The 26,968-nt window shown below is 60.0% G+C and carries 31 protein-coding genes; 29 read left to right on the plus strand and 2 right to left on the minus strand.

The features are described from left to right. Positions 1-31 precede the first annotated feature (31 nt). The 6 genes from ispF to rpoS all read left to right on the plus strand — a co-directional run bounded on the left by ispF (position 32) and on the right by rpoS (position 5,184). The gene (gene ispF / locus CRO59_RS03695) at positions 32-505 is read left to right on the plus strand and encodes a 2-C-methyl-D-erythritol 2,4-cyclodiphosphate synthase (RefSeq protein WP_027611044.1); all 474 of its coding nucleotides are present in this window, start codon (positions 32-34) and stop codon (positions 503-505) included. Further along, the gene (gene truD / locus CRO59_RS03700) at positions 502-1,560 is read left to right on the plus strand and encodes a tRNA pseudouridine(13) synthase TruD (protein ID WP_097086457.1); all 1,059 of its coding nucleotides are present in this window, start codon (positions 502-504) and stop codon (positions 1,558-1,560) included. Before ispF ends, truD begins: the two co-directional genes overlap by 4 nt. Beyond that, complete coding sequence (gene surE, locus CRO59_RS03705; protein WP_047601272.1) at positions 1,548-2,297, plus strand: 5'/3'-nucleotidase SurE; 750 nt, start codon at positions 1,548-1,550, stop codon at positions 2,295-2,297. Before truD ends, surE begins: the two co-directional genes overlap by 13 nt. 41 nt (positions 2,298-2,338) lie before the next feature. Next, positions 2,339-2,974: a protein-L-isoaspartate(D-aspartate) O-methyltransferase gene (locus tag CRO59_RS03710; protein ID WP_169841266.1), complete on the plus strand. Its 636-nt coding sequence runs from the start codon at positions 2,339-2,341 to the stop codon at positions 2,972-2,974. Between the two features lie 212 nt (positions 2,975-3,186). Continuing rightward, positions 3,187-4,068, plus strand: a complete 882-nt coding sequence (locus tag CRO59_RS03715) for a peptidoglycan DD-metalloendopeptidase family protein (protein WP_027611047.1) — start codon at positions 3,187-3,189, stop codon at positions 4,066-4,068. A 105-nt stretch (positions 4,069-4,173) separates the two neighbouring features. Further along, entirely contained in the window at positions 4,174-5,184 is a 1,011-nt protein-coding gene (gene rpoS / locus CRO59_RS03720; protein WP_007964304.1) for an RNA polymerase sigma factor RpoS, read from the plus strand. 612 nt (positions 5,185-5,796) lie between these two features. Here the strand turns inward: rpoS and fdxA are convergent. Then, positions 5,797-6,120 (minus strand): ferredoxin FdxA, encoded by a 324-nt coding sequence (fdxA, locus tag CRO59_RS03725; RefSeq protein WP_003222178.1) that lies wholly within the window; start codon positions 6,118-6,120, stop codon positions 5,797-5,799. Positions 6,121-6,283: 163 nt separating this feature from the next. After that, a complete protein-coding gene (gene mutS, locus CRO59_RS03730; protein ID WP_027611048.1) occupies positions 6,284-8,866 on the minus strand; it encodes a DNA mismatch repair protein MutS in 2,583 nt (860 codons plus the stop codon). Between the two features lie 209 nt (positions 8,867-9,075). Here mutS and CRO59_RS03735 point away from each other — a divergent pair, with 209 nt between their 5' ends. The 23 genes from CRO59_RS03735 to CRO59_RS03845 all read left to right on the plus strand — a co-directional run bounded on the left by CRO59_RS03735 (position 9,076) and on the right by CRO59_RS03845 (position 26,954). Next, entirely contained in the window at positions 9,076-9,810 is a 735-nt protein-coding gene (locus CRO59_RS03735) for an XRE family transcriptional regulator (RefSeq protein ID WP_027611049.1), read from the plus strand. Positions 9,811-10,324: 514 nt separating this feature from the next. Beyond that, positions 10,325-10,729 (plus strand): tail fiber assembly protein, encoded by a 405-nt coding sequence (locus tag CRO59_RS03740; RefSeq protein WP_097086459.1) that lies wholly within the window; start codon positions 10,325-10,327, stop codon positions 10,727-10,729. 141 nt (positions 10,730-10,870) lie between these two features. Beyond that, positions 10,871-11,212: a phage holin family protein gene (locus CRO59_RS03745; protein ID WP_003222183.1), complete on the plus strand. Its 342-nt coding sequence runs from the start codon at positions 10,871-10,873 to the stop codon at positions 11,210-11,212. 72 nt (positions 11,213-11,284) lie between these two features. Further along, positions 11,285-11,806 carry a hypothetical protein gene (locus CRO59_RS03750; RefSeq protein WP_097086461.1) on the plus strand — a complete coding sequence of 174 codons (522 nt, stop codon included), beginning with the start codon at positions 11,285-11,287 and terminating at the stop codon, positions 11,804-11,806. 3 nt (positions 11,807-11,809) lie between these two features. Then, a complete protein-coding gene (locus CRO59_RS03755; protein ID WP_097086463.1) occupies positions 11,810-12,418 on the plus strand; it encodes a phage baseplate assembly protein V in 609 nt (202 codons plus the stop codon). Between the two features lie 14 nt (positions 12,419-12,432). Continuing rightward, on the plus strand, positions 12,433-12,765 hold the full coding sequence (locus CRO59_RS03760; RefSeq protein WP_003222189.1) for a phage baseplate protein: 333 nt from the start codon (positions 12,433-12,435) through the stop codon (positions 12,763-12,765). Further along, positions 12,762-13,757 carry a baseplate J/gp47 family protein gene (locus tag CRO59_RS03765; protein WP_097086465.1) on the plus strand — a complete coding sequence of 332 codons (996 nt, stop codon included), beginning with the start codon at positions 12,762-12,764 and terminating at the stop codon, positions 13,755-13,757. Before CRO59_RS03760 ends, CRO59_RS03765 begins: the two co-directional genes overlap by 4 nt. Next, positions 13,754-14,389, plus strand: a complete 636-nt coding sequence (locus CRO59_RS03770) for a phage tail protein I (RefSeq protein ID WP_097086467.1) — start codon at positions 13,754-13,756, stop codon at positions 14,387-14,389. The genes CRO59_RS03765 and CRO59_RS03770 overlap by 4 nt, the downstream gene beginning before the upstream one ends. Further along, positions 14,390-16,792 carry a phage tail protein gene (locus tag CRO59_RS03775; RefSeq protein ID WP_097086469.1) on the plus strand — a complete coding sequence of 801 codons (2,403 nt, stop codon included), beginning with the start codon at positions 14,390-14,392 and terminating at the stop codon, positions 16,790-16,792. Position 16,793: 1 nt separating this feature from the next. Next, the gene (locus CRO59_RS03780; protein ID WP_097086471.1) at positions 16,794-17,222 is read left to right on the plus strand and encodes a phage tail protein; all 429 of its coding nucleotides are present in this window, start codon (positions 16,794-16,796) and stop codon (positions 17,220-17,222) included. A gap of 102 nt (positions 17,223-17,324) precedes the next feature. Next, positions 17,325-17,510: a hypothetical protein gene (locus tag CRO59_RS03785; RefSeq protein WP_047291936.1), complete on the plus strand. Its 186-nt coding sequence runs from the start codon at positions 17,325-17,327 to the stop codon at positions 17,508-17,510. A 2-nt stretch (positions 17,511-17,512) separates the two neighbouring features. Then, positions 17,513-18,679, plus strand: a complete 1,167-nt coding sequence (locus CRO59_RS03790) for a tail protein (protein WP_047291938.1) — start codon at positions 17,513-17,515, stop codon at positions 18,677-18,679. Beyond that, positions 18,679-19,185 carry a phage major tail tube protein gene (locus CRO59_RS03795; RefSeq protein WP_097086473.1) on the plus strand — a complete coding sequence of 169 codons (507 nt, stop codon included), beginning with the start codon at positions 18,679-18,681 and terminating at the stop codon, positions 19,183-19,185. The genes CRO59_RS03790 and CRO59_RS03795 overlap by 1 nt, the downstream gene beginning before the upstream one ends. A gap of 181 nt (positions 19,186-19,366) precedes the next feature. Then, positions 19,367-19,948 carry a phage tail assembly protein gene (locus CRO59_RS03800; RefSeq protein ID WP_097086475.1) on the plus strand — a complete coding sequence of 194 codons (582 nt, stop codon included), beginning with the start codon at positions 19,367-19,369 and terminating at the stop codon, positions 19,946-19,948. Positions 19,949-20,076: 128 nt separating this feature from the next. After that, complete coding sequence (locus CRO59_RS03805; protein WP_097086477.1) at positions 20,077-22,203, plus strand: phage tail tape measure protein; 2,127 nt, start codon at positions 20,077-20,079, stop codon at positions 22,201-22,203. Beyond that, a complete protein-coding gene (locus CRO59_RS03810; RefSeq protein ID WP_097086480.1) occupies positions 22,203-22,586 on the plus strand; it encodes a phage tail protein in 384 nt (127 codons plus the stop codon). Before CRO59_RS03805 ends, CRO59_RS03810 begins: the two co-directional genes overlap by 1 nt. Beyond that, a complete protein-coding gene (locus CRO59_RS03815; protein ID WP_097086482.1) occupies positions 22,579-22,791 on the plus strand; it encodes a tail protein X in 213 nt (70 codons plus the stop codon). Before CRO59_RS03810 ends, CRO59_RS03815 begins: the two co-directional genes overlap by 8 nt. Positions 22,792-22,800: 9 nt before the next feature. Beyond that, positions 22,801-23,829 (plus strand): phage tail protein, encoded by a 1,029-nt coding sequence (locus CRO59_RS03820; RefSeq protein ID WP_097086484.1) that lies wholly within the window; start codon positions 22,801-22,803, stop codon positions 23,827-23,829. A gap of 160 nt (positions 23,830-23,989) precedes the next feature. After that, the gene (locus CRO59_RS03825) at positions 23,990-24,574 is read left to right on the plus strand and encodes a hypothetical protein (RefSeq protein WP_097086485.1); all 585 of its coding nucleotides are present in this window, start codon (positions 23,990-23,992) and stop codon (positions 24,572-24,574) included. Next, positions 24,571-24,750 carry a DUF2635 domain-containing protein gene (locus CRO59_RS03830; RefSeq protein ID WP_027611066.1) on the plus strand — a complete coding sequence of 60 codons (180 nt, stop codon included), beginning with the start codon at positions 24,571-24,573 and terminating at the stop codon, positions 24,748-24,750. Before CRO59_RS03825 ends, CRO59_RS03830 begins: the two co-directional genes overlap by 4 nt. Further along, positions 24,750-26,246: a phage tail sheath subtilisin-like domain-containing protein gene (locus CRO59_RS03835; protein WP_041072261.1), complete on the plus strand. Its 1,497-nt coding sequence runs from the start codon at positions 24,750-24,752 to the stop codon at positions 26,244-26,246. The genes CRO59_RS03830 and CRO59_RS03835 overlap by 1 nt, the downstream gene beginning before the upstream one ends. Positions 26,247-26,313: 67 nt before the next feature. Then, the gene (locus CRO59_RS03840) at positions 26,314-26,661 is read left to right on the plus strand and encodes a phage tail tube protein (protein ID WP_007964335.1); all 348 of its coding nucleotides are present in this window, start codon (positions 26,314-26,316) and stop codon (positions 26,659-26,661) included. After that, positions 26,658-26,954 carry a phage tail assembly protein gene (locus CRO59_RS03845; protein ID WP_003222226.1) on the plus strand — a complete coding sequence of 99 codons (297 nt, stop codon included), beginning with the start codon at positions 26,658-26,660 and terminating at the stop codon, positions 26,952-26,954. The genes CRO59_RS03840 and CRO59_RS03845 overlap by 4 nt, the downstream gene beginning before the upstream one ends. Positions 26,955-26,968 lie beyond the last annotated feature (14 nt).

Genomic DNA, 26,968 nt, shown 5'->3' on the forward strand with positions numbered 1-26,968 from the left:
CACGCCCTGACAAAAATCGGGGCGTTTTTTTATGCGTATTGGCCACGGCTACGATGTTCACCGTTTCGCTGAAGGCGATTTCATTACTCTGGGCGGCGTGCGTATTGCACACGGCTTCGGGCTGCTCGCTCATTCCGACGGTGACGTCCTGCTGCATGCCTTGAGCGATGCCTTGCTCGGCGCGGCCGCGCTGGGCGATATCGGCAAGCACTTTCCGGACACCGACCCGCAATTCAAGGGCGCCGACAGCCGTGTCCTGCTGCGGCATGTGGTCGCGCTGATCCACGCCAAGGGTTGGAAAGTCGGCAACGTCGACAACACCATCGTCGCTCAGGCACCGAAAATGGCCCCGCATATCGAAGCGATGCGCGCGTTGATCGCCGCCGATCTGCAAGTTGAACTGGATCAAGTGAACGTGAAAGCTACCACCACCGAAAAGCTCGGCTTTGTCGGTCGCGAAGAAGGCATCGCCGTGCATTCCGTTGCCTTGTTGCTGCGCGCATGAACGAACTGCAATTGCTTGGCCCGCGGGCCTATGGCGAACCACTCGGCACTGCGGTTCTGAAAGCCATCGCCGAAGATTTTCAGGTCGATGAAGTGCTCGACATCCCGTTCAGCGGCGATGGTGAGCACCTGTGGATCTGGGTCGAAAAACGTGGCCTGAACACCGAAGAAGCAGCGCGCCGAATTGCCAAGGCCGCCGGCGTGCCGTTGCGCACCGTCAGTTATGCCGGGCTCAAGGATCGTCAGGCGTTGACCCGTCAGTGGTTCAGCGTGCAACTGCCGGGCAAGGCTGATCCGGATCTGTCGGCGGCGGAAAACGACACGCTGAAGATCCTTAAAACCACGCGGCACAAGCGCAAGCTGCAACGCGGCGCGCATTCGGCGAACGGCTTCACCTTGCGCCTGACCCAGTTTGCCGGCGACAAGGATGCGATCGAGCAGCGTCTGCAACTGATCGCCAGGCAAGGCATTCCCAATTATTTCGGCGCCCAGCGTTTCGGCCATGACGGCGGTAACGTCGTTGATGCGCGTGCCTGGGCGGCGCGCAAGGCGCTACCGGAGCAGCGCAATGTGCGCTCGCGGCTGCTATCGACGGCGCGCAGTTTTCTGTTCAATCAGGTACTGGCCGCCCGGGTGGCCGATGGCACCTGGCAGCAGGCGCAAGTCGGCGATCTGCTGGCGTTCACCGACAGCCGCAGTTTTTTCCCGGCCGGTGAGGCCGAATGCAGCGATCCGCGCCTGGCGATTCTCGACCTGCACCCGACCGGTCCGCAGTGGGGCGAAGGTGACTCACCGGCCGCTGGCGCTGTCCATGATCTGGAGCAGGGGATTGCCGAGCGTGAGGCGGATCTGCGCGATTGGTTGATCAATGCCGGAATGAACCACGAACGTCGCATCCTGCGGCTGCCCATTGGCGGGTTGTCGTGGCATTATCCCCAGCCTGACATTCTGCAACTGGAATTCGTCCTCCCGGCCGGATGCTTCGCCACCGTATTGGTGCGCGAACTCGTTGATCTGGTGCCGGTGGGGCAGACGGACAGCCCATGCGTATTCTGATTTCTAACGACGATGGGGTAACCGCACCCGGTCTCGCCGCGCTTTATGCTGCGCTGGCGGATTACACCGAGTGCGTGGTTATCGCCCCGGAGCAGGACAAAAGCGGCGCCAGCAGTTCGCTGACGCTCGACCGTCCGTTGCACCCGCAATACCTGGCAAACGGTTTCATCAGCCTCAACGGTACGCCGACCGACTGTGTGCACCTGGGCCTCAACGGCCTGCTGGAGCGCGAGCCGGACATGGTGGTTTCCGGGATCAACCTCGGTGCCAATCTGGGCGATGACGTGCTGTATTCCGGCACTGTGGCGGCTGCCCTTGAAGGGCGCTTTCTCGAGCGCCCTTCGTTTGCGTTCTCGCTGTGCTCACGACAGGTCGACAATCTGGCGACAGCCGCACATTTCGCGCGCAAACTGGTCGAAGCCCACGCCGGGCTGGACCTGCCGCCGCGCACGGTGCTGAACGTGAACATTCCCAATCTGCCGATCGATCATATTCGTGGCATTCAACTGACCCGTCTGGGCCATCGCGCCCGTGCTGCGGCGCCGATGAAAGTGGTCGACCCGCGTGGCAAGGCCGGCTACTGGATTGCTGCGGCCGGTGATGCCGAAGACGGCGGCCCGGGCACTGACTTTCATGCGGTGATGCAGGGGTATGTGTCGATCACGCCGTTGCAGCTCGATCGCACTTTCAATGATGCCTTCAGGAGTCTCGACGGCTGGCTGGAGGAACTGCGCTGATGGCTCGTGAACACGAAGACAGACTGCGCAGTGGCATCGGCATGACGTCGCAGCGAACGCGTGAACGTCTGATCCAGCGCCTGTATGAAGAAGGCCTGTCCAACGCCAAGGTGCTGGAAGTGATCCGCCGTACGCCGCGTCATCTGTTTGTCGATGAAGCGCTGGCGCACCGCGCGTACGAAGATACCGCACTGCCGATCGGCCACAACCAGACCATCTCCCAGCCTTATATGGTGGCGCGCATGAGCGAGCTGCTGCTGGAGGCGGGGCCGCTGGACAAGGTGCTGGAGATCGGGACCGGTTCGGGATATCAGACAGCCGTGCTGTCGCAACTGGTCGAGCGGGTATTTTCGGTCGAACGCATCAAGGTCCTGCAGGATCGGGCCAAGGAACGCCTGGTCGAACTCAACCTGCGCAACGTGGTGTTCCGCTGGGGTGATGGCTGGGAAGGCTGGCCGGCGCTGGCGCCTTACAACGGTATCATCGTTACCGCAGTCGCGACCGACGTGCCGCAGGCCTTGCTCGATCAACTGGCACCGGGTGGGCGGATGGTGATTCCGGTCGGCTCGGGGGAAGTGCAGCAACTGATGCTGATCGTGCGTGAAGAACACGGCTTTTCCCGTCACGTATTGGGAGCTGTGCGCTTCGTGCCATTGCTCAATGGCCCGCTGGCCTGAGCATTTGTTTGCGGACGCTGAATTCCTCGCGCTGGCCTGTGTCTTACATCGGCAGCGATGGTTTAAACGCTACGAATTGTCCAAGGGCAAACGTGTGCGTGAAGCGTTTTCGCATCTTTAACGGTAAAGCCGGTTCGGCCCGTTATACTTGCGACACTACTTGCCGCGATTCGGCATTCCACATATTTCAGCCACCACAAAGGGAGCGGCGGGTGAGTCTCACAGTCATTGCGCAGCGTATGGGTAACACGAGCTTTCAGCGCCTGGTGACTGGCCTTGTATTGAGCACCCTGCTGGTCGGTTGCTCCAGCACCAAATCGAGCAACGTGCGGGTGGTCGATCGCAACAGCGCGGCGGCCCAGCGTCCTGCCGTCACGACCGGGCAGTATGTAGTCCGTCCGGGCGATACGCTGTTTTCCATCGCTTTTCGCTATGGCTGGGACTACAAAGCCCTCGCGGCCCGCAACAATATTCCTACGCCGTATACGATCCACCCGGGTCAGACAATTCGCTTTGACGGCCGCACCGGTTCAACACCGACAGCGGTGGTGAGCAACGGCAGTTCCGCGCCATCATCGTCGAGCAAAACCACGGTAATCCGGCGCCAGGCGAATGGCACGACGACCACCACCGTGACCGGCTCCGGAGCCGCTGCTGCGGGGGCTGCACCGTCCGTCGCGAACAAATCGGCTCCGGCTCCGATGCCTCCACCGGGCCCGGCCCCGACCGGCTGGGGATGGCCATCTAATGGCATTCTGATTGGAAAATTCTCTTCAAACGGTAGTTTGAATAAAGGAATTGATATCGCCGGAGATTTGGGACAGCCTGTTTTAGCTGCGTCTGATGGGACGGTGGTTTACGCCGGGAGTGGCTTAAGGGGCTACGGCGAATTAGTCATCATCAAACACAGCGAAACCTACGTCAGTGCCTACGGACATAACCGCAGGCTGTTGGTACGGGAGGGGCAGCAGGTCAAGGTCGGACAGACAATTGCCGAAATGGGGTCCACGGGTACAGACCGGGTGAAACTGCATTTTGAGATTCGCCGCCAAGGTAAACCTGTAGATCCGCTGCAGTTCCTGCCCAAACGTTGATTTGAGGCCAGCCTGTTCCGTCGCGTAGAGGGGACAGGCTCCAGCGCTGCCAAGGATAAAGGCGTCGCTTGAGCTTGGGGTCGAACTCACCAAAGGACTATAACAATGGCTCTCAGTAAAGAAGTGCCGGAGTTTGACATCGACGATGAGGTTCTCCTTATGGAGGCCGGCATCGATTCGGAATCTTCGATGTCGAATGATGAAGGGGCTGCTCCACCTTCCGTTCGTTCCAAATCCAGACAATCCGCTTCACTTAAACAACACAAGTACATCGACTACACTCGGGCACTCGATGCCACGCAGCTGTATCTCAACGAAATCGGCTTTTCACCACTGCTCTCCCCGGAGGAAGAAGTTCATTTTGCGCGTCTGTCGCAAAGTGGCGACCCTGCCGGGCGCAAGCGCATGATTGAAAGTAACCTGCGGCTGGTCGTGAAGATCGCCCGGCGTTACGTCAATCGGGGGCTGTCGCTGCTCGATCTGATCGAAGAGGGTAACCTCGGCCTGATCCGCGCAGTGGAAAAGTTCGATCCCGAGCGTGGCTTCCGCTTCTCGACCTACGCGACCTGGTGGATCCGTCAGACCATCGAGCGCGCGATCATGAATCAAACCCGGACCATCCGGTTGCCGATTCATGTGGTCAAGGAACTCAACGTGTACCTGCGGGCCGCACGGGAGCTGACGCAGAAGCTCGATCACGAACCCTCACCCGAAGAAATCGCCAACCTGCTGGAAAAACCGGTGGGCGAGGTCAAGCGCATGCTCGGCCTGAACGAGCGGGTTTCTTCGGTCGATGTCTCGCTGGGTCCGGATTCGGATAAAACCCTGCTGGACACCCTGACGGATGACCGTCCGACCGATCCATGTGAACTGCTGCAGGATGACGACCTGTCGCAGAGCATTGATCAATGGCTCTCGGAACTGACCGACAAGCAGCGCGAGGTGGTCGTACGCCGTTTCGGCCTGCGCGGCCATGAGAGCAGCACGCTGGAAGACGTAGGCCTGGAGATCGGCCTGACCCGTGAACGGGTGCGGCAGATCCAGGTGGAGGGCCTCAAGCGCCTTCGCGAAATCCTCGAGAAGAATGGCCTGTCGAGCGAGTCGCTGTTTCAGTAAGCGCCTCACACGCCTGCCGCAAGAAGCCCCGACTGGTTCGGGGCTTTTTTATTGCTCGGATATTGGCTGATGACTGTCTGTGGCGAGGGAGCTTGCTCCCGCTGGGTTGCGCAGCAACCCCAAAAATTCATGAGCGCTACGCACTCAAGCGGGAGCAAGCTCCCTCGCCACAAAGTTCATTGCCGGACAAATGGTCAGCATTTCCATCGTTTGTAGTCTCGCGGTGTAAGCCTTGGCTTACTCTTTCGTAAGCGTTCCCCATTTTTGCAGGACGGTAGACGTCGACTTCTGCCGAGAGTCGTATTTAACCAATTGATTTATATGCTTATTTTTTAATATGAAGTGCTTATTACAGCGACTTTCACCCCGCCGGGCCGATTGCTCTCGGCAGGGAACTCTCTAGTATCAGCACTGTGTCGACGGACAGACACGCCCTTCAGGGAAGAGGGGAATGGACATCGCAGGACGCGATTCATCAGGACGATGAAAAGGAATACAGGGAATAGGGAAAAAATGTGGGCGGGTCAAACCGCCCCTTTTTTTGCCTGTAGAAAAGTAAAATCCGAAAAAGCAAAAAGGCCCGCAAGGGGCCTTTTGGTAACGCGCGACAGATCAGCGTTCGAGATCTTTGATCTTGCCTTTGACGCCATCCCACTCTTCGGCATCCGGCAGCGATTCTTTCTTCTCGGTGATGTTCGGCCAGATTTCGGCCAATTCAACGTTCAGTTGAATGAACTCCTGCATATCCTCCGGAACTTCGTCCTCGGAGAAAATCGCGACGGCCGGGCATTCCGGTTCGCACAGGGCGCAGTCGATGCACTCGTCCGGGTGAATCACCAGGAAGTTCGGGCCTTCGTAAAAGCAGTCCACCGGACAGACTTCTACGCAGTCGGTGTACTTGCACTTGATGCAGTTGTCGGTGACGACGAAGGTCATTTCTAATTTTCTCCTCAGGCGGCGGCAGCGTAGCCCCTTCACGGTTGGGGTCGCCAGGTTCGGGAGCGATGTCTGCCAGCCAGGCTATTAGCCAGCAGCATCCCAAACCGCGCGAGATTCTAACAGCTTGAAGCCGTTTGCGTTATATCCGGTTCTTCGCTGCTTAGATCCGGTTCTTAAGTGCATATAACAATTCGAGCGCTCGACGCGGGGTCAGGTCATCGAGATCCACTTTCGCCAACTCATCGAGCACCGGGTGCGGCAGGCTGGCGAACATGTCGCTCTGCTGCGGAACGGCCGGTTTGCCTTTGACGGCAGGCTTGGGCGCTTCATGCGGCAATGCGGTGTCTTCCAGTCGGCTCAGGTGCTCACGGGCACGCACGATCACTTCACTCGGCACGCCGGCCAGTTGCGCCACCGCCAGGCCGTAGCTCTGGCTGGCAGGCCCCGGCAACACGTGGTGCAGGAACACGATGCGCTCGTTGTGCTCAGTGGCGTTGAGGTGCACGTTGGCCACCAGCGGCTCGGCTTCCGGCAACACGGTCAGTTCGAAATAGTGCGTGGCAAATAGAGTATAGGCACGCAGATGCGCCAGACGCTCGGCGGCGGCCCATGCCAGGGACAGACCGTCGAAGGTGCTGGTGCCGCGACCGACTTCGTCCATCAGCACGAGACTGCGTTCGGTGGCATTGTGCAGGATGTTGGCGGTTTCGCTCATCTCGACCATGAAGGTCGAACGGCCACCGGCCAGGTCATCGCTGGAACCGATTCGGGTGAAGATCCGGTCCACCAGCGACAACTCGCAACTGGCCGCCGGCACGAAGCTGCCGATATGCGCCAGCAGCACGATCAATGCGGTTTGGCGCATGTAGGTGGATTTACCACCCATGTTCGGGCCGGTGATCACCAGCATCCGGGTGTTGTCATCCAGACTCAGGTCGTTGGCCACGAATGGCGTAGTCAGCACTTGCTCGACCACCGGGTGACGCCCTTGGGTGATGCGCATGCACGGCTCGCTGACGAAGCGTGGGCAGTTCAGATCAAGGTTCAGCGCACGCTCGGCAAGGTTGCTCAGCACGTCCAACTCGGCCAATGCGCCGGCAGTGTCCTGCAGCGGTGGCAACTGGCTGATCAGGTCTTCCAGCAGCGCCTCGTAGAGCATTTTCTCGCGAGCCAGGGCACGGCTCTTGGCCGAAAGCGCCTTGTCTTCGAATTCTTTCAGCTCGGGCGTGATGAAACGCTCGGCGCCCTTGAGCGTCTGGCGACGGATGTAGTCTGCCGGAGCCGATTCCGCTTGCTTGCTCGGCAGTTCGATGAAGTAGCCATGAATGCGGTTATAGCCAACTTTCAGGTTGGCCAGACCGGTGCGGGCTTTTTCCCGGGCTTCCAGATCGATGAGAAACTGGCCGGCGTTTTCGCTCAGCGACTGCAGCTCGTCGAGTTCGCTGTCGTAACCGGTTTTCAGCACGCCGCCGTCGCGGATCACCGCTGGCGGGTTGTCGATGATGGCTTTTTCCAGCAGCGCCGCCAGTTCCGGGTAGGTGCTGGTGGTAGTCGCCAGGCGTTGCAGGTGCGGTGCTTCGAGGTCGGTCATCGCCACTTGCAGTTGCGGCAGGGCACCGAGCGCATCGCGCAGGCGAGCGAGGTCACGAGGGCGCGCATTGCGCAGACCGATCCGCGCGAGAATCCGCTCGATGTCGCCGATTTCCTTGAGCTGCGGCTGCAGCTTTTCGAAGCGATAGCCGTCGAGCAAACAAGTGATCGAGGTCTGGCGCGCCAGCAGCACGGTCAGATCGCGCAGCGGACGGTTCAGCCAACGGGTCAGCAAGCGGCTGCCCATGGCGGTCTGGCAGCGATCAACCACCGATTGCAGGGTGTTGTCGCGACCACCAGCCAGGTTAGTGTCGAGTTCGAGGTTGCGGCGGCTCGCGCCGTCGAGCACCACGGTGTCGTCCAGACGCTCATGACGCAGGCTACGCAGATGGGGCAGGGCGGTGCGCTGGGTTTCCTTGGCGTAGGCCAGCAGGCAACCGGCGGCGCCGATGGCCAGGGTCAGGGTTTCGCAACCGAAGCCTTTCAGGTCTTGTGTGGAAAACTGCTGGCAGAGACTTTTCAGCGCTGAATCACGCTCGAAATCCCACGGCGCGCGACGACGCACACCACGGCGTTTTTCCGCTGGCAGGTCTTTCGGCCAATCGTCCGGGATCAGCAGTTCCACCGGGTTGACTCGCTCCAGCTCCGCCAGCAGGTTTTCCCAGCCCTTGATCTCGAGCACAGTAAAGTTGCCGCTGGTGATGTCCAGCACCGCCAGACCGAACAGACGCTCGTCGCCCAGCACGGCGGCAATCAGGTTGTCGCGACGTTCATCGAGCAGCGCTTCGTCGCTGACCGTGCCCGGGGTAATGATCCGTACCACCTGACGTTCTACCGGGCCCTTGCTGGTGGCCGGGTCGCCGACCTGCTCGCAGATCACTACCGACTCGCCGAGCTTGACCAGTTTCGCCAGGTAACCTTCCGCCGCGTGGTAAGGAATCCCGCACATCGGGATCGCTTGCCCCGCCGACTGGCCGCGCGCGGTCAGAGTGATGTCGAGCAACTTGGCCGCCTTCTTCGCGTCTTCATAGAAGATCTCGTAGAAGTCGCCCATGCGATAGAACATCAGCTGATCCGGGTGCTGATTCTTCAGGCGCCAGTATTGCTGCATCATCGGGGTGTGGGAGGACAGGTCGGAGACGGCTTTATTCATCGGATTGTCAGGTAACTCGTTAAATGATGTAGGGCAAAAGCGAGGGCAACCGCCGGGCTTTTCCGCGATGGGCGCAAGGTTACCATGGGCGGTCGGCTCGACGCAGGCATGACGGCCGGCTGACACTTTTTGCGTTTAATTGTGATTTATGCACGATTTATGCAAATCAGCATTTGTCTTCGGAAAAAACTTCAAGCACTATGCGCGTTATGCAAAAACGCAACGTATCCTCCGTCTTAAGAGCACTGCTCGACCAGCACGGGATCTCCCCCACGGAGCTCCACCGTCGCACCGGCGTGCCTCAATCAACGCTCTCGCGGATTCTCAGCGGGAAGATCGTCGATCCTTCGGATAAACACATCTCGAAGATCGCCGAATACTTCAATGTGAGCACTGATCAATTACGTGGCCGCGCCGATGTCGCGATCGCGACCGGTGGCGCGCGCGATGACGTGCATGCGGAACTCAAGGACATAAGCCTGTGGGACGACGATACCCCTGTCGATGACGACGAGGTGTCGGTGCCCTTTCTTCGTGAGGTTGAATTGGCTGCTGGATCAGGAAGATTCGTCATCGAAGAGAGCGAACGCTCTAGCCTGCGCTTCGGCAAACGCAGCCTGCGCCATAACGGTGTGCAGTTCGACCAGGCCAAATGCGTGACGGTGCGCGGTAACAGTATGATGCCGGTGTTGCGTGATGGCGCCACGGTCGGGGTGAACGCTGGCAAGTGCGGAATCGGCGACATCATTGATGGCGACCTGTACGCGATCAATCACAACGGTCAGTTGCGCGTGAAGCAGCTCTATCGCCTGCCGACCGGTATCCGTCTGCGCAGTTTCAACCGTGATGAACATCCGGACGAGGACTACAGCTTCCAGGATATGCAGGACGAGCAGATAGTCATCCTTGGTCACGTCTTCTGGTGGGGCATGTATGCCCGATAGGCAATCCCCTCCACAGCAAACCCGTCTCATGACGGGTTTTTTTTCGTCTTAAGAAAACCCTCGAACCCTTTATTTATGCGGGCCGCATGCAGCTGTGCATTTCTTACGCATAAATAAATGCATTTATGCATTGACTGTATATGCATTCATGCATATTCTTGCCACCAAGCCGCTCAACAAAGCGGCTGGCAACAACAGCTCTTTAGTTCCACAAGAACAGGCAGCGATGAACCGGCCTCAACGGTTCAGAGGGTTGGCAACTGACCCGGGTGTGCAGCGTAAAGCACCAAGAGCAGTTATCCGGCGGGCAGGGACCGCGGTCGGAAAAACAATTTGAATGGACTCGTACCGCGCCAGTAGCGCCGAAAAGTCAGCTTCCTTCTCGGATACAGGATTTGAAGGAAGGCGAAGGAGCGCATTACTGAAAAGCCCGGTGTTCAGTGCCGGGCTTTTTGGAATGCCTGCCAGGTTTCATCACGACGTTCATCGCTAACACTACACAAAGGAAGACTAAATGAATCTCTATGCACTGGTTGAGTACAGCAAAGTTACCCAGCTCAAGGAAAGTGAAGTCAGACCGGAAGCACCTGCTTCGCCAACTTCGTTTTGGGTTGATGTAACAGGTAATACGCAGATTCGCGTCGGCTGGGGCGCAACATTCGATGGCGTCTGGACGTTCACGCCGCCCTCCGAGCAAGACCTGCGCAATGAAGCTGAACAGCAGAAATGGCAGTTGCTGAATTTCGCTGCGGGCTGGCTGCTGCTCAACTCGCTGAATTACAAAGTTGACACCGGCATTGCCACTCCAACAGAGCAAGCCCTGCTGCTGGCGTACAAACAATATTGCATCGCCGTCAGCGACGTCGATAAACAGCCGGATTATCCCGCCACTATCGTGTGGCCAGTCGCCCCCTTCTGATTCAAATCCATCGTTATCAAAATCTGGAGCGCATTACTGAAAAGCCCTGCCTCAACGCCGGGCTTTTCGGAATGCCTACCTGAAGAGACATCGCTTGAACCCAACACACAACACTCATCAACTAGAACCAGGAGGCGTGACATGACAAACGAGCAACAAGCGTTGGCGGACATGCCGATCTGGCTGGTCATCCTCCTCGCTGTAGTGGGCGGGGTGTCCGGCGAAATGTGGCGCGCCGACAAGGAGGGCGCCCGCGGCTGGTCATTGCTGCGGCGTCTGGCCCTGCGCTCCGGCGCCTGCATGATCTGCGGCGTCTCGGCGATCATGCTGCTTTACGCCGCCGGGCTATCCATCTGGGCCGCCGGTGCCTTCGGTTGCCTGACCGCCATGGCCGGGGCCGACGTGGCCATCGGTCTGTACGAACGCTGGGCCGCCAAGCGCATCGGCGTCTGCGAAGTTCCCCCGCCGCGCGATCCCCAGTAACTCAACACTTTCCTGCCTCGCTGCAACTGATGCGGCGGGGCTGCGCGTGGACAATTGAAAAGGAGGTCATGCATGCCCGCACCGATCCAGCAGCCTTCGCAGCTGTTCACGGCGATGGCGACAACCCTGCGCAACAGCGCCGGCCTGAATCTGCAGGTTGGCAATCATGACGACTTCACGGCACCCGGCGCTCAGGCCTGGGCGTTGATCGACTTCGACCGTAATGCACCGGGCGCACGTGCCGCTGACGGGCGTATTGCCCACGTCATGACGGTATCGCTGCAAGTCATTCCGGCACTTTCTGCGAGTGCATTTGCCGCCTGCGATCTGATCGCCGTACTGAAAAACCTGATCACCGACAACCGTTGGGGCCTGCCCGGCGATCAATGCGATTTGCCGATGAACATTGATGGTTTGCCGTCAGTGCTGGTCCGCGCCGACCAGCCATACAAGGCATGGACGCTGACCTTCACCCAGACCCTCTACCTAGGCCCGACGCTGCTCGACGACCCGCTCGGCACGCCGAAATTCGCCCGTACCTGGGAAGTCAGCGACATCGACGACCCCGACCAATACACCGCGCTGGAGGCCTGACCGATGTTCGACGCACTACTGCGCATGCAACTGGGGCCGATTATCGAGCGGCTGGCCGAGATGGAAGCGGAAATCGACGACCTGCACCGCCGAGCCGAGAGTTTCTGTCGCATCGGCGTCTGTCAGGCAGTCGATGCCGCGAGCAACACCTGCCAAGTCAGCCACGGAGGATTGCTCACGCCGTCGATCAAGTTCTTCAACCCCAGCGCCGGAGCGCAGAGCGAGTCGCGGATTCCGAGCGTGGGCGAGCAGTGCCTGCTATTCAACTACGGCAGCGGTGAAAGTGGCGCGCAAAGCGTGGCGTTGTTTGGTTTGAACAGTGACCGCTTTCCACCGACGGCAACGGTACCGACGCTGACGCGCCGGGTGCACGTTGATGGCAGTGAAAGCGGCTACGACGACGCCACACACATTCTGCACTGGCAGAACGGCCCGGCGGCTTTCACCGGTTCTCGCGAATCGCTTGCACTGAGCATCGGCCCGGCACAACTGACGATGACGCCACAGCTGATCAGCCTGCAACTGGGCGGCGTCGGCCTGAGCATCGACGCCTCGGGCGTGCACTTCAGCGGCCCGTTGGTGGATCACCAGGGCCGTGTCATCAGCCCCTGAATCAAGAGCTTCCCATGATCGGAATCGATAGAGACTCCGGGGCCACGGTCGACGACTGGCTGCAGTTTGTGCAGCGCGCGACCCGGGCCCTGACCACGCCGCTGGGCACCCGGCAAAAAAGGCCCCTTTATGGCTCGCTGATCCCCACGCTGCTGGGGCAGAACCTCGGTGACGACGTTCTGCTTCTGGCCCAGAGCCACGCGGCTCAGGCGTTCTACAACGCGCAGAACGGGATCAGCGATTTTCAGCCGAGCGTGATCGTCGCCAGCCGTCAGGGCGCCGGTCTGCTGCTGCGTTTCGCCGGCACCTGGAAAAACCGTCAACAGACATTCGAGGTCGTGACATGAGCATGTTGATCCCCGGCCAGAACCAATTGGCCGAACCGGCGCTGATTACCGTCGACGCCTTCGAAGACCTGCTCGCCGAGTTCAAGACCTTCGTCGTCGAGTACGTTGGCGCCCGAGCGCCGGACAGCGCGGCGAAACTCAAGACCAGCCTGGAAAACGAGAGCGAATTGCTGACCCTGGCGCTCGAAGCTTTTTGCGTGCGTCTGCAATCCCACGAGCGCAAATACAACGCTCGTATCAAGCAGATGCTGGCGTGGTGGGCGACCGGCAGCAACCTCGATGCACGGCTGGCGGACATGGGCCTGGAGCGACAGTTGCTCGATGCGGGTGACCCGGCAGCCTTCCCGCCAATACCACCGATTTATGAAAGCGACGACGACGCCCGGTTGCGCTACTACCTGGCGCCACATGCGCCGGCTGCGGGCTCGCGGATGCAGTATCGCCGCGAGGTATTCACCCTGGGTGAACGGCCAACGGTGAAGGTCGAATCCAGCGATGGCGGTGTGGTGAACGTCACCTACACCTTCAACCCAGACGGCCTCGCTGCACAGGTCAAGGACGGCAACGGTCGGCGTACTGCGCCGGGCGAAGTGCAGGTCACGGTGTTGTCCCGCGACGGCGATGGCACCCCGTCTGCAGCGTTGCTTGACGGTGTACGCCAGCACTTCGCCCGACCCGATGTGCGACCGGAAACCGACCTCGTCACGGTCAAGGCAGCCGACATTCAGCGCTACAAAATCCGCGTGGTGGCGAAGATCAATTCCGGCCCCGACTCGGGCCTGACCAAAGTTGCCGCACAACAGCAATTGCAGGCCTACGCCGACAGTTGTCATCGCCTGGAAGGACGGGTCGACCCGAGCTGGATCGACTACACGTTGCACAGTGCTGGCGCCGTGCAACTGCAGATTCTTGAACCGCTGGCGCCGATCGTCACTACGGCGTTTCAGGCACCGTACTGCACGGCGGTCGAGGTCGAGGTGCTGACGTTATGAGTGAGCCAATACAACGCCCGACCTTGTTGCCAGCCAACAGCTCGGCACTCGAACGCGGTCTGGATCTGGGCTTTGGCGCACTGCTGGATCGCATCGCGCCGCCGTTCCCCGAACTGATGAATCCGAGCGAAACACCGGTCGCATTCCTGCCGTATCTGGCAGCGGATCGCGGTGTCGCCGAATGGAGCACCAGCGCACCGGAAGCGGAAAAGCGCCTGACCGTCGAACTGGCCTGGCCCACTGCACGCCAGGCCGGCACTCGCAAGGCGCTGGAGAACGCGGCCAAGGGTTTGCAACTGCGCCCCGAAGTCCGCGCCTGGTACGAACAGACGCCGCCCGGCGTGCCTTACAGCTTCTCCGTGCGGGCCTTCAGCGAGCAACCCTACAGCGCAGAAATCGACGCCCGTCTCGACCGACGCCTGGCCGATGCCAAGAGCGAACGGGACATTCTCTCGGTGACGGTTGGCTTGAGCGCGTTCGGCAGTCATTCCATCGCCGCTGCGACCTTTTGCGGTGAGCTGACGACGGTTTATCCGGTGTTCATCGAAGGGCTCGAAACCTCTGGCGAGGCGTTCATGGCCGCTGCTTTGTACACCGTCGAAACATCCACTATTTATCCTCAGGGGGCCTGAATGGCTGACTATTACACCCTGCTCACCAACGCAGGGATTGCCTACGAAACGGCGTGCAAGGCCGCGGGTACGCCGATCAAGTTGACACAGATTTCCGTCGGCGACGGCGGCGGGGCGGTCTACAACCCGGCCGCGACCGCCACCGCGCTGAAGCGTGAAGTCTGGCGCGGGCCGCTCAATGCGCTGTTCCAGGACGAGAAAAATCCGAGCTGGCTGCTCGCCGAAGTGACCATTCCGCCGGACGTTGGCGGTTGGTACGTGCGTGAAGCGGGGTTGTGGACCGACACCGGGATCCTCTACGCCATCGTCAAATATCCGGAGTCGTTCAAGCCAGTGCTGGCCACGTCGGGTTCGGGTAAAGAGTTCTATATTCGCTCGATTTTCGAGACCAGCAATGCGTCGTTGGTAACGCTGCTGATCGATGACACGGTGGTCAAGGCCACACGTGCCTGGGTCATGAGTTACCTCGCCGAAGAACTCGGCAAGCTGGATGGCAAGCAATCGGTGCGCGTCGCGGCGTCCAGCAACATTGTGTTGAACGGTGCGCAGCAAATTGACGGTGTCGCCGTGATTGCCGGTGACCGCGTGCTGCTGGCGAACCAGACCCTGGCCAAGGACAACGGCCTGTGGATCGTCGCCAATGGCGACTGGGTGCGGGCGACTGATGCCAACAGCAGCGCCAAGGTCACGCCGGGCCTGACGGTCATGGTGGAGGAGGGCATGGCGAACGGTGATTCGCTGTGGCACCTGACCACGAATGCGCCGATCACCCTTGGTACCACCGCACTCACGTTCAAGATGTTGGCGGGGCGCACCGGGATTGCTGCCGGGACTTACAAGAGCCTGACGGTTGATGAATATGGTCGGGCGACTGCTGGGGCTAACCCTGAAACCCTCGCCGGTTTTGGGATCAAAGATTCCTACACCAAGGCTGAAGTCGAGGCGTTGATTGCCAAGGCATCGGCATTGCCCGTGGGTTCGATTGTCGCGTTTCCGGTTGATGCACCGCCGCCGGGTTTTCTGGAGCTGGATAACAGCGTCAAGAGCAGTGCGACTTACCCGGACTTGAGCGCTTATCTGGGTGGCAAGTTCAACAAGGGTGATGAGGGGGTTGGCAATTTCCGTTTGCCTGAAGCGCGTGGTGAGTTCTTGCGCGGATGGGATCATGGGCGTGGGGTGGATGCCGGGCGAGCTCTTGGAAGTTGGCAGGCTGATTTAATCAAGCAGCATGTTCATGACATGTCTGCGATTGCGACGACTACCGTAAACTCGGGAATCAGCGGTGGTGTGTCTTATGCCGCCGCTCGAGAAGATAACAATGCCTCGGGGGTCACGACGCGCATCAACGCAACAGGCGGTGGTGAAACCCGCCCACGCAACATCGCCGTCATGTGGTGCATCAAAGCCTGGAACGCCCCGGTCAATCAGGGAACCATCGATGTAGCCGCATTGGCGAAGGAAGTCGAACGGCTCAAATCCGCCGTTCCGGTGGGCGCTGTTCTGGCCTTCCCGACAGGCATCGTCGCTCCCGGTTATCTGGAGCTGGATGGCAGCGTACAGAGCATTGCGACTTATCCGGATCTGGCGGCTTTTCTCGGTACCACTTACAACAAGGGTAACGAGGGGGCGGGTAACTTCCGCTTGCCGGAGTCGCGCGGTGAGTTCCTGCGTGGCTGGGACCATGGGCGTGGTGTGGATGCTGGAAGGGGTGTCGGCACGACTCAAGCAGAGGCATTTGCTGCGCACAACCACCGCTATTTTGATGGCACTGCTGCGACCTTTGATCCTGCAGGTAATTGGCAGGCAGGCAATATTAATGGTGCGGCAGCGAGTATCTCAGTGGGTGCATTTCTTTCCACGGTAGATAGCGGTTCCACTATGCAGATGGTGAACGCCCAGAATACGGTGAACACTGGCGGAACTGAAACCCGCCCCCGCAACCTCGCCGTCATGTGGTGCATCAAGGCCTGGAACGCACCGGTCAATCAGGGAGGCATCGATATCGCGGCTCTGGCCGTTCTGTCGCAACAGGCCACTGAAACCAACCAAGGCACAGCGAAAGTCGCTACCCAGAATCAAACCAATGCAGGAACCGACGATACAGTCATCGTATCGCCGAAAAAGCTGCGCCTCGGATTCGAGATCAATCTCGCCACCAATGGATACATCATTTTCCCCTCGTGGCTCGGTGGCTTGATGCTGCAATGGGGGTTGGCGAACATGCCGGGGACATCCGCAAACTTCAGTTTCCCAATTGCCTTCCGTAACAACGTCTTTCAAATGATAGCTACTGATGGGGGCGGTGGTGCCCATCCTTTGGGTGTAAGTCCAGTAACGACCGGCTTCACCGCTTGGAGTAACGTGGCGACGACGAACCTCCGCTATCTGGCCATAGGTAACTAAAATGCGTTATTACAGCAAATCAACAGACTGCACTTATTTGGACCGTGTGCATTCGGTGATGCCGGATGACGTAATTCAAATCAGTGATGCCCTCTATCAGGAAGTCTTTGCCAATCCCGCGTTCGGAAAAGTCCGAAGTCAGGATGAAAACGGACTGCCGATCTTGATTGATCCGCCGGAATTGACTTCAGAAGAGCGAGCAAAGCAGGAACGCAGTTGGCGAGACAAACAGATCAATAGTGTTCTTTGGTTGCGCGAACGTCATCGCGACCAACTCGATCTGAACCAGACAGCATCGCTGACAACTGAGCAGTTTAGTGAACTGTTGATCTACATTCGCAACTTGCGCGACTGGCCCCAATCGGCAGCTTTTCCATCGCCAGAATCGCGTCCGGTCGTGCCCTCCTGGATCGCTGAGCAGCCTCAGTAAACGCCCCGCACCCCGGGGCGTTTTCTTTCCCGCCAAAAAACATTTCAACACCCGCCAAGCCCCTCCCCAAGAGGGGCTTTCCCGTTTATGGAGAAACGAAAAATGGCAACCCGCCAAACCTACACCGTGCTCGTCCCATTCCCCACCGGCGGTGGGCACTGGTCGAGCGTCGGTCAAGACCTTGATCTGCTCGACGTCGAAGCCAGTGCCTTGCACAGCGCCGGTCGACTTGAACTGAAAACACCCACCACCCAGGCCAAAAAGGCCGCTGCCAAGAAGGCTGACTAACCATGGCTGAGGTTTTGAACTTCGAGCACAACGGCATTACCGTCAATGCCACTGAATCCCCCGAGGCCATGGGTGGCCTGGGTGACAACGTCATCGGTCTGGTCGGCACCGCGCCGAAAGCCGATCCGCTGATTCCGCGCAACGCACCGTTCCGCATCAACAGCTTCACCACCCACGCGCTGCTCGATCCGACCGGCGCCGAAGAGGGCACGCTGTATCACGCGGTTTACCAGATCCTCAAAGTGGTCAAGGTGCCGGTGTACGTGGTGATCGTCGAAGCGGGCGCGACCCCGGCCGACACCGTTAACGCAGTGATTGGCGGTGTCGATCCAACCACCGGCCGCAAGCTCGGTCTGGCGGCACTGGGCAGTGTCCCGGAAGACCTGACCATCATCGGCGCGCCGGGCTTCACCGGTACCAAAGCAGTGGCCAGCGAGTTCGCTTCGTTCGGCAAGCGCATCAAGGCCCGTGTGGTACTGGATGGCAAGGACGCGTCGGTCGCTGATCAAGTGACTTACAGCCAGGAACTGGGTGGCGCCGACCTCGGTTTCGACCGTTGCCTGGTGGTGCACAACATGCCGGCCGTGTACTCGAAAGCGGCAAAGAAAAATGTGTTCCTCGCGCCGTCCAGTCTGGCGATTGCCGCACTGGCCAAGGTCAAGCAGTGGGAAAGCCCGGGCAACCAGGTGACCTACGCCGAAGACGTGTCCCGCGTCGTTGAATACAACATTCTCGACACCTCCACCGAAGGCGATCTGCTCAACCGCTACGGCGTCAGCTACTACGCCCGCACCGTGCTGGGCGGCTTCTCGCTGCTGGGTAACCGCTCGATCACCGGCAAGTTCATCAGCTACGTCGGCCTCGAAGATGCGATCAGCCGCAAGCTGGTCAAGGCCGGCCAGAAAGCCATGGCCAAGAACCTGACCAAATCGTTCATGGATCAGGAGGTCAAGCGCATCAACGACTGGCTGCAGACCCTGGTCGCCGACGAAACCATTCCTGGCGGCAGCGTCTATCTGCACCCGGAACTCAACAGCGTCGAGAAGTACAAGAACGGCACCTGGTACGTGGTCATCGACTACGGCCGCTACGCGCCGAACGAACACATGGTTTATCAACTCAACGCCCGCGATGAAATCATCGAGCAGTTCCTGGAGGACGTTCTCTAATGTTTACCAACCGCGTAAGACAGGCCATCGCGGCCACCCTGCAAGGCCTGCCGTTGTCGGCGACCGTTGAGGAGTTCACCCCGCCGAAAATCGATTTCGACATGGAAAGCATGACGGGCGGGCGCTTCATCGTTGAGGAAATGGCCAAGAGTGCCAAGGCTCTGAACGCCATGCTCAAGCTGCAAGGCACCGGTGCAGAAGTGTTGCTGGCGATGGGGGTGAAGCTGGGCGACGACATCCTGCTGAACGTGCGTGAAGCCGGTCAGGATCAGGACGGCAACACCTGGTTCACCTATCACACCATCGGCGGCAAGCTCAAAACCATGGGTGAAGACGCGATCAAGATGGGCGGCAAAGCCCTGACGACTCTGGAGTTCTCCTGCCGCACCTACAACCGCCTGGAAAACGGCATCCCGGTGATCGACATCGACGTACGCACCCAGAAATTCGTGCTCAACGGCGTCGACATCCTTGGTGATGCGCGCCGTGCGGTGCTGATGCCGTAACGCTGTAAGCCAGCCAGGCACCTGACCCTGTGGGAGCGGGCTTGCTCGCGAATGCGGTGTGACAGTCGACGCTCATTTATCTGACAGGCCGCCTTCGCGAGCAAGCCCGCTCCCACATTGGGCCAGTGTGACTGGCCGATGTTTAGCAATACCCCCTCAAGAATCACCAAGGAATTCATACATGTCGTGGATGCCACCCAAGCATGACCTGCTGTCGCCGATCACCGGTGACGACGGCTCGCAGATCGAACAGATCCAGCTCAAGCCACTGTTCTACGCTGCGCAGAAAGAAGCGCTGGAGCGGGCCGGCGATGATGAAGACGATCAGTTCTTCGAACTGGCGCTGCTCGCCACCGGCCTGTCGGTCAAGGAACTCGACCAGCTCAAACGCCCGGACTACGTGAGCATCGCCCAGTACGTGCACGAGATGTCGACCCGTCCGACGGCGTACTTTCTGGAGCAGGTGGCGGACGCGGAAAAGTCCGACGATCCTGACCAGGTGCAGCTGCTGCAACCGCTCGCCGTGACCGGCCGCACCGTGACCTCGCTGTCGCTGGAAATGCCCGCACTGCGCGCCACCAAAGTGATGAAGAAACTGAAAACGGCCAAGGAACGCGCCGAGTTCATCACTGCCCATTGCACCGGTCTGATGATCCCCGATCTGGCCCAACTGAGCGTCCCTGACTGGACCCAATTGCAGGTGCGCATCGACGATTTTTTAAACCAGCCGGCGGCCTACTTTCGGAACGCGACATCGAAGTAATCCTCGATATCGTCCCGCTCATTTACCCGGTAAGTGAAGCGGAGATTCTGGAATGGGACGCCGAAAAGGCGTTGCGCCGCTACGACATAGCGATCACTCGCCTTGGCGTGAAACAGGAGTAGAGCGGCATGGCAGAGAGTAAAAACGCGCTCATGTACGCCGGTGAGAGCACGGATTCCGCGAGCCGCAATATCGGCTTGACCACTGCAGCAACGGGCACGACTGCAGCAGGCCTGGATCGGGATAAGGTCACCGATCTGAGGCAAGCGTTGAGCACGGCAAGTGACCGAATCGTTTCGCTGACTGCAGCCATCGATTCGCTGATCCTCACCTTGGCGACCCAGCGTTCTTTGTCGAAGAGCGCGGTCAATGGCGACGTCGGATCTTCCGCGCAGAAGGCTGCAGACAAGGTAGCCGGCGCCGCCCCTCCCGAGTTGCTCAAAGCCGCTGTCGCGATGGACACAGCCGCTGCGAACCTGAGCGAAGTCGCTCGACTGACTCCGGTTCAGGGCAAGGAAATGGCTCAGGCAAGCCTGATCACGGCCAGTGCGCCGTTGGTGGCTGCCGGAGGAACCACCGGGGTTGAATTGCTCAATGCCGCGGCGTTGGGTGCCAAGGCGGGGATTGGCATCGACTTGCCCAATGCCTCGGACAAGCAGTTCGAACTGCTGAAGTTTGCCGATGACGCTGCGCTCACCGCGTCAGCATTCAAGGTGCCTGCGCTACAAGTCGCCGAGATGATGGCGGCCTGGCGTACCTCAATGAAACTGACCCGTGATCAGGCCATCGATCTGGCAGATGCGGCTCACCACTTGGGCAAAATGCCCGGAGATGTAAACGCGGCAGACATCGGCTCGGTGTTGCAGCGTTCCGGCGACGCGGCAATTGCTGCGGGGTTGCAACCCGAGCAAGCCGCAGCGCTGTCGGCAGCCTTGCTGAACACCGGAACGAAAGAAGGTGAAGCAAGCGTCGCGTTGAAGAGCATTTCCACAGCCTTGAGCAAGGGAGACCAGGTCTCTGTCGCCGAACAGGGTGCGTGGAAACAACTGGGGCTCGATCCCAAGGCCGTGTCTGCGGCGATGCGTGATCCGAACAAGGACAATGCGCAAGGTACGTTGCTGACAGTGTTGGCCGCATTGAACGCCAGACCGCCAGAACAACGCGCAGTGTTGGCCAGGACGTTGTTCTCCGATGGCGGTGATGCTGCGCAGAATCTCTCGCAAAACCTCGGCGAGGTTAATGAGACGTTCTGGCAGGTCAAGGACAAGCAGCGATACGCGACGTCGGAGCTGGGCGAGAAAGGGTCGGTAAAACAGGCTGCCCTGGCGCTTTCCGGTACTCAGCAAGGACAGCTGAATATTCTGAATGCCCGTAGCGAACGATTGGCCGTCGCCAAAGGCAACGCGTTGGCACCCTCCAGCGATTCGCTGGCCTCTGCCGGGGTCGACAAGCTCAGTGAACTGACTGAAACCTATCCGAAAACTGCTGGCGTGGTGTTGACGGTGAGCGCGTTTCTCAAACCGTTGCTCGATCAAGCGCTCGATGCCATTGGCAGCGATATCAAAGGCCGGGTTGGCAAGAAAGTCGTGGATAAGGGCCTGTCCGTTTTCACTGGCGCCGCCACCGGCACAGCGGGGGCCGCCGCTGCTGGCAGCGGTTTGAAGATCCTCGAGCAAACTTCGCGGGTGCGGGCTCCGCTCCTGGAGTCGACCACCGCTGCCATGCGCCCTCTGTCACGCGCAATGCCCTGGCCTGTAAAAACCGTCGCTGCCCTCGCAGGCCTGGCGGCCGGGGTGGCCACTGGTGACGAAACCCAGATAGCCAAAAGCGTCGGCGCAGCGGGCGGTGGAATGGCCGGCGCTCTTGCAGGCTCTGCTTTCGGTGCGTCACTCGGAGCCTTGGGTGGCCCACCCGGCATGGCCATAGGCGGCCTTCTCGGTGGATTGCTTGGCGGTTGGCTGGGCAGTGAGGGCGGTTCCCTTCTGGGTGAAAAACTCGGCAGTACCCCACCGGACAAACTCGCAGCACCGGCTCAGGTCAGTCAGGCGCTGGCCAGCGCCCCGGCGCCCACCGTGCCAGCCCCCTACGCGCCCACAGTTCAGGTGTATTGCAGCGACCCGGGCAGTGTGGAAAAGATCGGTCAGTTGGTCGACTTTCACCTGAGATCCCAATTCAGCAACGAATTCATTCCACTGATGAACACCAACAGCCTCGCCACCCGCCGTGACGCAGCCCTGACCGATGGAGTCGACTGATGAAACAACAAATGGCTCTAGGCAGTTTCATCTTCGGCCTGTCGCGCAACTTCGCCTACAGCACGCTGGCGCGAAAGTCCGACGGTGGCTGGAGCGAAATCCAGATCCTGACCAGCAAACCGAAGTCCAGTCAGACCGGGCAGAAAGCGGAATCGCTGACCATCAGCGGCACCTCGATGTATGCCGTGGCCATGGATCGACTCGATGAATTGCGCGCGCTTCAGGCACAGCGTGTGCCGTTGCCGTTGATTGACGGTATCGGGCGCAACTGGGGTCTGTGGCGGATCAACAGCATCGACGAGAACCAGAGCGAGGTCATCGATGACGGCACCGCGATGGTGATCAAGTGGGTGGTCGGATTAACGGAGTTCAACAATGCGTAAGGTACGAAGCGTGGCCGGTGATTCAGTGAATCTGCTGCTCTACCGCGAAACCGGGCGCAGTGATGACGCCGCCGAAGAAGCTCTGTGGACACTCAACCCGACCCTGGCCGAACACGGTCCGATCCTGCCTGCGGGCGTCTGGGTCACGCTGGCGGAACTCGACTCGAAACCGGCCACGATCAAACCGCTCACGGCCTGGGATTAAGGAGGTTGCATGGCATTGGGTTTCACCCCAACGGTAAGACTCTATGGGGCCCATTCGGCCCTGCTCAATCAACGCCTGATCAGTTGGGAACACATCGATGCAGCCGGTTTCGAGTCCGATCAACTGACGTTGACCATCGATCTTGAAGGCCTCGAAGGGCTGCCGAATCTGGGTGGAAAAATCGGCCTTGAGGTCGGTTATCTAGAGTCGGGAATGGTCGACAAGGGCCAGTTCAAAGTGACGCGCCTGACGCCGACGCTGTTCCCGTTTCGCCTGACGCTGGTGGCCACGGCGGCGCCGTTCAGCAAGGATGATGAGACGGGCTTCAAGCAACGTCGCACGGCCAGTCATGGCCCGACCACCTTGGGTGCGCTGTTTCGCAAGCTGGTGTCGAGCCATGGCTTTTCGCCGCGCGTTGCGCCCGAGGTGGCGATGATCAGAATCGAGCACGTCGACCAGTCCAACGAAACCGATATGAGCTTTCTGACGCGCCTGGCGAAAAAGTACAACGCGGTGACCAAACCCTACAACGACGTGTACGTGCTGGCCCGTCCCGGCCAGACCAAATCGTTGTCGGGCCAGGTGCTGGCGGACGTGACCTTGTCGGTTACCAGCAACAACCGTCCCGGCGATCACGCGTTCGTCAGCGCCACGCTGGAGGAGTCTGCCCGCGAGCAGACCAAGGGTTGCAAGACCTGTTTCTGGGATGGTGCTGCCGGCGTGTTGCGCTGGGTTGAAACGGGGCTTGCGCCGTTCAAGACCCTCCGCCAGAAACAACCCAGCGAAGCCGATGCGATCGCCGTCGGCGAAGGCGAAGTGCGCAAGATGCTCCGGCAGAAGTACAAGGTGAAGATCACCTGTCCCGGCAATCCACTGCTGGCGGCCGAAGGGCTGGTGCTGCTCGATGAGACCTGGCCAGACTTCATGCGCGGTCGCTGGTCGATCGAAAAAGTCACCGCCAGCGGCAATCGCGAGAACAGCTATCGCTGCGTGATCGATGCCAGCGGCCTTGATCCCAAGGCGGGCGCCAAAGACTGATTCACTCTTTCTCAGAGCGACACAAACCCCTGTGGGAGCGAGCCTGCTCGCGAAAGCGGTGGATCAATCAACACTGTTTTTGAATGTAAGTCCGCCTTCGCGAGCAGGCTCGCTCCCACATTGGTCCTGCGGTAACTCCCCCACACTCTGGAACACCACCATGAAGATCACCCCGATCCTCACGCAGCTGCGTGGGCAATGCCCAAGCCTTGCCAACCACATTGCGGTGGGTGTCGATCTGGCGTTGCTGCAAGGCAACGCTGATCTGCCGACACCCTCGGCCCATGTGCTGCCGCTGGCCGATGTGGCCAGCAACAGCACCGCACAAAACCTCACCGCCCAACCGATCCGCGACCGCTTCGAAATCGTCCTGGCGCTCGACGCCAGCGACAGCACAAAAGCGCTGGATCTGTTGCACGACCTGCGCGCCGAACTGTGGCGCGCGCTGGTGGGATTCAAGCCGGGAAATGACTACAGCGCCATCGTCTACGACGGCGGCGAGATGGTCTCGATCAACAGCAGCCGGGCCTTCTATCGGCTGCGCTTTTTTACCGAGTTCCAGCTCGGCCGCAATCTGCCGAGTCAGCCTGCGGAGAGTTGGCACGAACGTGAACTGGACGGTTTGTCGTCCTTTACCGGGGTCACCGTGCGGGTCGATGCGATCGACCCGGCCGACCCCAATCTGAAACACCCGGGCCCTGACGGGCGCGTGGAACTGACTTTCTCTGGAGGCGTAACCCCATGAGCAATCGCATCACCGTACTGCCGGCCGCTGGCCGTGCCGTGCCTGACCCGGAAGCGGGCGATCTGCTGCCCAAAGAAGGCCGTGAAGTGCTGGACAGCGCCTGGTGGCGCCGACGTCTGGCCGACGGCGATATCACTCTCAAAACCGTAAAAGTCAAAGCACAGGGAGCCAAATAATGGCGATCGGATTCAGCAACATCCCCGCGGACATTCGTGTACCGCTGTTCTATGCCGAAATGGACAACTCGGCCGCCAATAGCGCGACTTCGGCCATGCGCCGTCTGATCGTCGCTCAGGTCAACGACAACATCGCCCCGACTGAAGTCGGCAAACTGGTGCTGGTCTCCAGCGTCGCTCTGGCAAAAAGCATCGGCGGTCAGGGCTCGATGCTCGCCTCGATGTACGAGACCTTCCGCAAGGCCGACCCGATCGGCGAGATCTGGTGCCTGCCGCTGCACAACACTGAAGGCGCCATCGCCAAAGGCGTGCTGACCCTGACTGGCACTGCGACTCAGGCTGGCGTGCTCAACCTGTACGTCGCTGGTGTGCGTGTGCAGGCCACCGTGGTCAACGGTGCCACCGCTGCTCAAGCGGCTACCGCACTGGCACAGAAAATCAACGCCACCGCCGATCTGCCGGTGAGCGCGGCGGCTGCTGAAGGTGTGGTCACCCTGACCGCCAAATGGACCGGCGACAGCGGTAACGACATCAGCCTGCAATTCAATCGCCTGGGCAAGAGCAACGGCGAAGAAACCCCGGCCGGCCTGACCACTGCGATCACCGCCATGACCGGCGGCGCCGGTGTACCGGACCAGGTCGCAGCCGTGGCTGCACTGGGCGACGAGCCGTTCGAGTTCATCGCTCTGCCGTGGTCGGATCTGTCGACCCTCAATACCTGGCAAGCAGTGATGGATGACAGCACCGGTCGCTGGTCCTGGGCCAAGCAACTGTTCGGTCACGTCTACAGCGCCAAGCGCGGCACCGTCGGCACCCTGGTTGCTGCTGGCCAGGCACGCAACGATCAGCACATGACCATTCAGGCGCTGGAGCCGGGCGTACCGCAACCGTTCTGGGTCCAGGCGGCAGCACTGGCTGCGCGCACCGCGGTGTTCATCTCCGCCGATGCCAGCCGTCCGACCCAAAGCGGCAGCCTGCCGGGTGTTGATCCGGCGCCGGCCAGCGAGCGTTTCACCCTGACCGAGCGTCAGTCGCTGCTCAACTACGGCATCGCCACCGCGTACTACGAAGGCGGCTACGTGCGCATCCAGCGTTCGATCACCACCTACCAGAAGAACGCTTACGGTCAGGCCGACAACTCCTACCTGGACAGCGAAACCATGCACCAGTCGGCGTTCATCGTGCGTCGTCTGCAAAGCGTGATCACCAGCAAGTACGGGCGCCACAAACTGGCTTCCGACGGCACCCGTTTCGGCGCCGGCCAGCCGATCGTCACCCCGGCGACCATTCGCGGCGAGCTGATCGCGCAGTACGCCAAGCTGGAACTGGAAGGCCACGTGGAGAATGCCGAGCTGTTCGCCGAGCACCTGATCGTCGAGCGCGACGTACAGGATCCGAGCCGCGTGAACGTGCTGTTCCCGCCGGATTACATCAACGGTCTGCGCGTGTTCGCACTGCTCAACCAGTTCCGTCTGCAATACGACGACGCGGCCTGATCGCCGCGTTTGGCCGTAAGCATTCAGCCCACTCCGGTGGGCTTTTTTATTTGAAGGGAGTAACACCATGGGTCAAGTGATTGCAGGCACCTGCTACGTCAAAGTCGACGGTGCACAACTGACTATCAACGGCGGCTGCGAAGCCCCGCTGATGGCCGTCAAACGCGAAACCGTCGTACCGGGTTTCTACAAGGAAACCGACGTCGCGCCGTCCTTCAAAGTGACCGCGCTGCACACCGCCGACTTTCCGCTGAAGAAGCTGATCGAAGGCACCGACATCACCGTCACCTGCGAATTCAGCAACGGCAAAGTCTACGTGCTGGCCGGTGCCTATCTGGTCGAAGAGCCGGTTTCCAAGGGCGATGACGCCACCATCGAACTGAAATTCGAAGGCATCAAGGGGACCTGGCAATGAGCGGCGCCGTGAAGCTTCAGGTTGCGATCGAAGCTCACGGCGAGCCTCTGACCGAACTCGTCCTGCGCCGTCCGACGGTGCAGGAAGTGCGAGCGATCAAGGCGCTGCCGTACAAGATCGACAAAAGCGAAGAAGTCAGCCTCGACATGGACGTGGCGGCCAAATACATCGCCGTGTGCGCCGGCATCCCGCCGTCGTCGGTCAACCAGCTCGATCTGGCTGACCTCAACGCGCTGAGCTGGGCCGTTGCGAGTTTTTTCATGAGTGCGGCGTCGGAGCCATCACCGACCTGATCGCAGTCGCCTAT

This window comes from Pseudomonas sp. LAMO17WK12:I5, from assembly GCF_900215165.1.
GTDB lineage: Bacteria > Pseudomonadota > Gammaproteobacteria > Pseudomonadales > Pseudomonadaceae > Aquipseudomonas > Aquipseudomonas putida_A.

Excerpts from the sequence above, each read along its gene's own strand:
- CRO59_RS03745 (WP_003222183.1), top strand. The coding sequence starts at position 10,871 with ATGACAAACGAGCAACAAGCGTTGGCGGACATGCCGATCTGGCTGGTC.
- fdxA (WP_003222178.1), bottom strand. The coding sequence starts at position 6,120 with ATGACCTTCGTCGTCACCGACAACTGCATCAAGTGCAAGTACACCGAC.
- CRO59_RS03845 (WP_003222226.1), top strand. The coding sequence starts at position 26,658 with ATGAGCGGCGCCGTGAAGCTTCAGGTTGCGATCGAAGCTCACGGCGAG.
- mutS (WP_027611048.1), bottom strand. The coding sequence starts at position 8,866 with ATGAATAAAGCCGTCTCCGACCTGTCCTCCCACACCCCGATGATGCAG.
- CRO59_RS03790 (WP_047291938.1), top strand. The coding sequence starts at position 17,513 with ATGGCTGAGGTTTTGAACTTCGAGCACAACGGCATTACCGTCAATGCC.
- CRO59_RS03830 (WP_027611066.1), top strand. The coding sequence starts at position 24,571 with ATGAGCAATCGCATCACCGTACTGCCGGCCGCTGGCCGTGCCGTGCCT.
- surE (WP_047601272.1), top strand. The coding sequence starts at position 1,548 with ATGCGTATTCTGATTTCTAACGACGATGGGGTAACCGCACCCGGTCTC.
- truD (WP_097086457.1), top strand. The coding sequence starts at position 502 with ATGAACGAACTGCAATTGCTTGGCCCGCGGGCCTATGGCGAACCACTC.
- CRO59_RS03710 (WP_169841266.1), top strand. The coding sequence starts at position 2,339 with ATGACGTCGCAGCGAACGCGTGAACGTCTGATCCAGCGCCTGTATGAA.
- CRO59_RS03750 (WP_097086461.1), top strand. The coding sequence starts at position 11,285 with ATGCCCGCACCGATCCAGCAGCCTTCGCAGCTGTTCACGGCGATGGCG.
- CRO59_RS03800 (WP_097086475.1), top strand. The coding sequence starts at position 19,367 with ATGTCGTGGATGCCACCCAAGCATGACCTGCTGTCGCCGATCACCGGT.
- CRO59_RS03805 (WP_097086477.1), top strand. The coding sequence starts at position 20,077 with ATGGCAGAGAGTAAAAACGCGCTCATGTACGCCGGTGAGAGCACGGAT.
- CRO59_RS03820 (WP_097086484.1), top strand. The coding sequence starts at position 22,801 with ATGGCATTGGGTTTCACCCCAACGGTAAGACTCTATGGGGCCCATTCG.
- CRO59_RS03815 (WP_097086482.1), top strand. The coding sequence starts at position 22,579 with ATGCGTAAGGTACGAAGCGTGGCCGGTGATTCAGTGAATCTGCTGCTC.
- CRO59_RS03755 (WP_097086463.1), top strand. The coding sequence starts at position 11,810 with ATGTTCGACGCACTACTGCGCATGCAACTGGGGCCGATTATCGAGCGG.
- CRO59_RS03765 (WP_097086465.1), top strand. The coding sequence starts at position 12,762 with ATGAGCATGTTGATCCCCGGCCAGAACCAATTGGCCGAACCGGCGCTG.
- CRO59_RS03740 (WP_097086459.1), top strand. The coding sequence starts at position 10,325 with ATGAATCTCTATGCACTGGTTGAGTACAGCAAAGTTACCCAGCTCAAG.
- ispF (WP_027611044.1), top strand. The coding sequence starts at position 32 with ATGCGTATTGGCCACGGCTACGATGTTCACCGTTTCGCTGAAGGCGAT.
- CRO59_RS03810 (WP_097086480.1), top strand. The coding sequence starts at position 22,203 with ATGAAACAACAAATGGCTCTAGGCAGTTTCATCTTCGGCCTGTCGCGC.
- CRO59_RS03785 (WP_047291936.1), top strand. The coding sequence starts at position 17,325 with ATGGCAACCCGCCAAACCTACACCGTGCTCGTCCCATTCCCCACCGGC.
- CRO59_RS03760 (WP_003222189.1), top strand. The coding sequence starts at position 12,433 with ATGATCGGAATCGATAGAGACTCCGGGGCCACGGTCGACGACTGGCTG.
- CRO59_RS03835 (WP_041072261.1), top strand. The coding sequence starts at position 24,750 with ATGGCGATCGGATTCAGCAACATCCCCGCGGACATTCGTGTACCGCTG.
- CRO59_RS03735 (WP_027611049.1), top strand. The coding sequence starts at position 9,076 with ATGCAAAAACGCAACGTATCCTCCGTCTTAAGAGCACTGCTCGACCAG.
- CRO59_RS03780 (WP_097086471.1), top strand. The coding sequence starts at position 16,794 with ATGCGTTATTACAGCAAATCAACAGACTGCACTTATTTGGACCGTGTG.
- CRO59_RS03795 (WP_097086473.1), top strand. The coding sequence starts at position 18,679 with ATGTTTACCAACCGCGTAAGACAGGCCATCGCGGCCACCCTGCAAGGC.
- CRO59_RS03840 (WP_007964335.1), top strand. The coding sequence starts at position 26,314 with ATGGGTCAAGTGATTGCAGGCACCTGCTACGTCAAAGTCGACGGTGCA.
- CRO59_RS03770 (WP_097086467.1), top strand. The coding sequence starts at position 13,754 with ATGAGTGAGCCAATACAACGCCCGACCTTGTTGCCAGCCAACAGCTCG.
- CRO59_RS03825 (WP_097086485.1), top strand. The coding sequence starts at position 23,990 with ATGAAGATCACCCCGATCCTCACGCAGCTGCGTGGGCAATGCCCAAGC.
- rpoS (WP_007964304.1), top strand. The coding sequence starts at position 4,174 with ATGGCTCTCAGTAAAGAAGTGCCGGAGTTTGACATCGACGATGAGGTT.
- CRO59_RS03775 (WP_097086469.1), top strand. The coding sequence starts at position 14,390 with ATGGCTGACTATTACACCCTGCTCACCAACGCAGGGATTGCCTACGAA.